We start from the raw sequence: 4,213 nt of genomic DNA, 5'->3' as shown, positions 1-4,213 counted from the left end.
GAGGTTCTTCACACAATTGCAGACCATCCTGTTAATAGAGTTCACGAGCTACTTCCTCATCGCTTCAAAAAATAGTTCTTACGTGTTTTTGAGCAGCTTAGCAATATGTACTTAGTCGAAGGCATACGGATCAAGCTACTACTGCTTGTTTCAATATTTAATGTGTCACATAGCTTTTTTCCAGGATTGCCACCCATTAGCAAAGCAATTTTAAGTAGCTTATCGTCTAATCGTATTGTATTACGTTTATATGGAGGAAAGTGGACCGGAAATCGCTGAGAAAACACTTTTCTGGAACATTTGCTATTCTTACAATAGAATTTGCCAACTCTTAAGGTAAGAACAATGCTATAACCTAAAATTGGCAAATCTTTCACTCTCCTAACATAATAACTATGTAAACGAGTACTATGTACATTGCAATCGGGGCATGTGTTCTTAAATTGTGTGCAATGAACATTTAAGATAATTTTGCGCGATTCCTTTATACTTGAATTTATTTCAAAATTCCCTGTTACATTCTCAAATAATAATTCATGGAGCAACATTCCAATTGTTTGGGCTAGGTTACGCCCTTATTTTCGAATCAAAAAGCTGTTGTGTGAAACTAACGTAACCCCCAAATTTGACGAAGAACCAACATCGCCGGATTCTACACCTGAAGGAAATTGCGGACGCATGCGGCATACATAAAACACTTACTTACCACATTGCCCGGCATACGTTCGCAACCACTGTAACGCTTACTAATGGGGTGCCTATTGAAACGGTTTCAAAGATGCTGGGGCATAGGAATCTACGAACTACGCAGCACTATGCGAAGATTCTCGATAAGAAAATCAGTGAGGATATGAAGCATTTGAGAGATAAGTTTCAATAAGTGCGGATAATCTCCTTGGCAGTCAGAAAAATAAATTGATTTTTGTGATTAGGCTTAGGGTTGCAATACTTTTTACACAAGTTTAAATATATTCGTAACCCCTGAATCTAAGATCACCGAATGTGTTCTTTCATTTCGTGTGACAAAAGTATTTATACGATGCTGTGTGTAGATTCAATTATAAGAGGTCACCCATATCTGTGTATTCAGCATTTACTTTATTACATATCTTAAGGATTTTCAAATTGCAACATTCTGCTAACCCTGAAAAAGCGGCAGGTAAAGATGCTGGTACAATTGAGCATTTTAAGCTTTATTCAGCTTTAAAAACTGAAAATGATGAGCTTGAGAATCAGGCTCAGGCTTTGGAAAATATGGCTGGTTCAAAAAAAGAAAAAAGTGCCAATAAGCTAAAAGCGGAAAGTATAAGAAAACAGAAATTTGCTGAAAGGTTTATAAACGTAAAGTATGAGTATTTCAAAGCGGAATATGAAGAATACGAGCAAAGAAAAAAATCAGAAAATAAACAAGAATAAGTATGAACTATTTATTGAATTTAATTATTGTAATTTTCTTTCCAATATTGACATTTGGACAGTTTAATAAGTATGAGCATCCAGACAAATTATTTAAAAATTATAAATCACCTGTAATTGATAGTAAGATTTATGATAGACTTGAAACAGACGATGCTATTGTTTATTTTGGGTGCTATTTCACTACTGACACAGCGGGAATAATCACTTCTGAAAAATATATCCCATTGAGTGGTATTGGAAATGATTATGCTTTGTCTGATAGCGTTTGGCAAGCTCTAATTAATGCCATTACAACAGCCTCAAAGAAATGGGTTTTTAAACCAATTCTCTGGAAATTAAATGGGGACAAGAAAGCAGAAGTTAATATAAATCATAAGCCATTCCAAAGACCATTTACAGGACGGCCAAGGTATTTTATGATTGTTGAAATATCGGGCGTGCCGGGTGTGTCATCAATCGATAAAATTAGTTTTATAAAAAATTTTACGATTGGTAGGTGATAGTCTTTCCTGGAAGATCACAAATTCTGGAGGAAACACATTGTTATCCTTTTGGGTTGATGATGGCCGGGATAAGTTCCAAGGCACTCAACTCTTGCTACCCTGAAAATAGAAAGAGATTTAATGGTATAGAACATGCAACCGATTTAGAGTTAAATCAATATGATGTTTTTTATAGAACATTTGACCCACAGGTTGGACGATTTTGTCTAATAGACCCTAAAATTGAAAGTGCAGAATCGTGGTCGCCGTATACTGCGATGTTGGATAATCCAATAAGGTATATGGATCCTTTAGGAGATTCCTCAAAGCCGGGTCTGTTGCAGGGGGGCTGATGGGTTTGTTGGGTATTTCAACAATACTTGGAACTCGGTCTGACATCTTTCAGGGAAAATGCATTGGGCGTTGCTACAAATGGAATGTACGGGCCTCTTAAAAGTGCATGGAATAATCTGGTAACTGTAAGAGATGAAGGGTTATATGGATTAGGAAAAATAATAGGTGAAAAAGGCGCTGAAAGTACCGTTGTTTTGGCTACCGAAGGTACTGGCAGATATATACGAGAAATCAGACTTGAAACAATGAGATGGGAAGTGATAAACAAGACTTGGGAGTTTACTGCGAATAACCAAGCGCCAGCAACTGTTGGAACTATGGCTATTACAGGAGATGCTGTCATTACCCCATCAGGGAAATGGCCAAATGCGGTAGCGCCTAATTTGGCAAAGGAAGTTGAGAAGGTTGGAAAAATTGGTGAGAAAGTAAATGGTAACACATTAGGTTGTTGTGCGGAATTCCATGGAGCTAATCGATCTTAAGTTCACCCCCGCAATTCGACCTCGAGATCAATCTGTTATTTCAATGTGCCCGAATTGCCAGCTAATTTTTGGTAACGATAAGTAAGACTTTTAAATTAATTTATATGAAGTTTTTTGATAATTATAGGAACAAAACAGGATCAAAAATAAAAATATCATCAAATTTTAGAGATCATGTCAACAAAGCGATTGGCCTTTTAAGCATGAATGATGGATCTCTTGAAGATGAAGAAGTAATAAATCTTTTTAAGTCTAACGGCATAAACCCAGAAGATGCTATTGAAATATTTTTATTTTTGCCGATTGCATTTGTAAGACAGTTATTGCCAAATTTAAAATGGCCAAATACATATATTGAGAAGATTGGTGATCAAATAAATGAAATTCAATACAAGGAAACGGAATCTTTTTTAATTATTTGGGAAGAAACTCGTAAATATTTTGGCAACCACCCCAAAAACGAAACAATTCTTAAGATTGCAGGTAGAAGTTCGGAATTTCACGGCATTAATAATGCAATGCTTAGAAATCCTAAACTGAAGGTAGAAGATGTTCAATTAACGAACACAGTAATTGTTCGATAATAACTTTGTCTAAATAGATACCTTGTTTATTGATTTTTAAGTCATAAACCAATTGGTGTTTTTAAGACTTTAATTTGGATCTGGTTTAAAAATAAGTTAATAGTTACGTTTATCTCGCGGGTGCTTTAGACAGCGGGAGTGTAAAAATAAAATCGGTCATTCAATGAATCAGAGAACGAATGAAATCTCGTTGGAAATTGGTGTTTTTGCTTGATGCAGCTTGGTGATGTACAAAATTCCTAAAAACGTTAGTTGCCAACGAGAATTCATATAACCCATCAGGCTCCACATCGGGCAAGAGTTATCGGGAGTGTAAAACAAACTGTGTCATTTAATAATTCAGAAAACAAATGTCATCTCGTTGGCAATTGATTTTTTTACTTGATGGAGCTTGGCTATGTACAAAAGCCGCTAAAAACAACAGTTGCCAACGAGGCTTATTATAGCCTAGTTTATTTTACAGTGTCCATTATCGAGTTTCGCAGCAATAGAGATCAGATTATTTCAGTAGAGCAATTAGAATCGGCAAAGCACTTGTTTTGATTATATTAATTGGGTGTTTAGGAGTTTTCCATGTTTCAAAAAAGGCGAAGACGGACAATATTTGTTCCTTTCCAATTGAAAGTGATAGATCGGTAAAGTATAAAAATTACACCTACCTTTACCTCGCCAACGTTTACCTGACCTCCCCTGGTAAGAATAAACTTCCCCAGCTCATTGAATCGACCAAAAAATCGACCGAAAATATAAATAGCTGATTTTGCCGTATGCCTTCGACTAAGTACATATTGCTAAGCTGCTCAAAAACACGTAAGAACTATTTTTTGAAGCGATGAGGAAGTAGCTCGTGAACTCTATTAACAGGATGGTCTGCAATTGTGTGAAGAACCTC

Annotated in this window: 7 protein-coding genes; 6 read left to right on the top strand and 1 reads right to left on the bottom strand. The window is 36.0% G+C overall.

All coding sequences use genetic code 11. The annotated features are described in order from the left end of the window. Window positions 1-56: 56 nt before the first annotated feature. Window positions 57-548, bottom strand: a complete 492-nt coding sequence (locus tag JT717_RS28960) for a transposase family protein (protein ID WP_205514710.1) — start codon at window positions 546-548, stop codon at window positions 57-59. Window positions 549-625: 77 nt separating this feature from the next. Between JT717_RS28960 and JT717_RS28275 the strand changes: the two genes are divergently transcribed. The 6 genes from JT717_RS28275 to JT717_RS28250 all read left to right on the top strand — a co-directional run bounded on the left by JT717_RS28275 (window position 626) and on the right by JT717_RS28250 (window position 3,321). Next, the gene (locus JT717_RS28275) at window positions 626-880 is read left to right on the top strand and encodes a tyrosine-type recombinase/integrase (protein ID WP_240348468.1); all 255 of its coding nucleotides are present in this window, start codon (window positions 626-628) and stop codon (window positions 878-880) included. Window positions 881-1,080: 200 nt separating this feature from the next. Next, a complete protein-coding gene (locus tag JT717_RS28270) occupies window positions 1,081-1,416 on the top strand; it encodes a hypothetical protein (RefSeq protein ID WP_205514709.1) in 336 nt (111 codons plus the stop codon). Between the two features lie 2 nt (window positions 1,417-1,418). Then, the gene (locus JT717_RS28265; RefSeq protein ID WP_205514708.1) at window positions 1,419-1,919 is read left to right on the top strand and encodes a hypothetical protein; all 501 of its coding nucleotides are present in this window, start codon (window positions 1,419-1,421) and stop codon (window positions 1,917-1,919) included. Between the two features lie 59 nt (window positions 1,920-1,978). Next, window positions 1,979-2,254 (top strand): RHS repeat domain-containing protein, encoded by a 276-nt coding sequence (locus JT717_RS28260; protein ID WP_205514711.1) that lies wholly within the window; start codon window positions 1,979-1,981, stop codon window positions 2,252-2,254. A gap of 27 nt (window positions 2,255-2,281) precedes the next feature. Next, a complete protein-coding gene (locus JT717_RS28255; RefSeq protein ID WP_205514707.1) occupies window positions 2,282-2,737 on the top strand; it encodes a hypothetical protein in 456 nt (151 codons plus the stop codon). 104 nt (window positions 2,738-2,841) lie between these two features. Continuing rightward, window positions 2,842-3,321 (top strand): hypothetical protein, encoded by a 480-nt coding sequence (locus JT717_RS28250; protein WP_205514706.1) that lies wholly within the window; start codon window positions 2,842-2,844, stop codon window positions 3,319-3,321. Window positions 3,322-4,213 lie beyond the last annotated feature (892 nt).

This window comes from Longitalea arenae (genome assembly GCF_016924755.1).
Classification (GTDB): domain Bacteria; phylum Bacteroidota; class Bacteroidia; order Chitinophagales; family Chitinophagaceae; genus Niastella; species Niastella arenae.
This window is presented reverse-complemented; position numbering and strand designations above follow the sequence as displayed.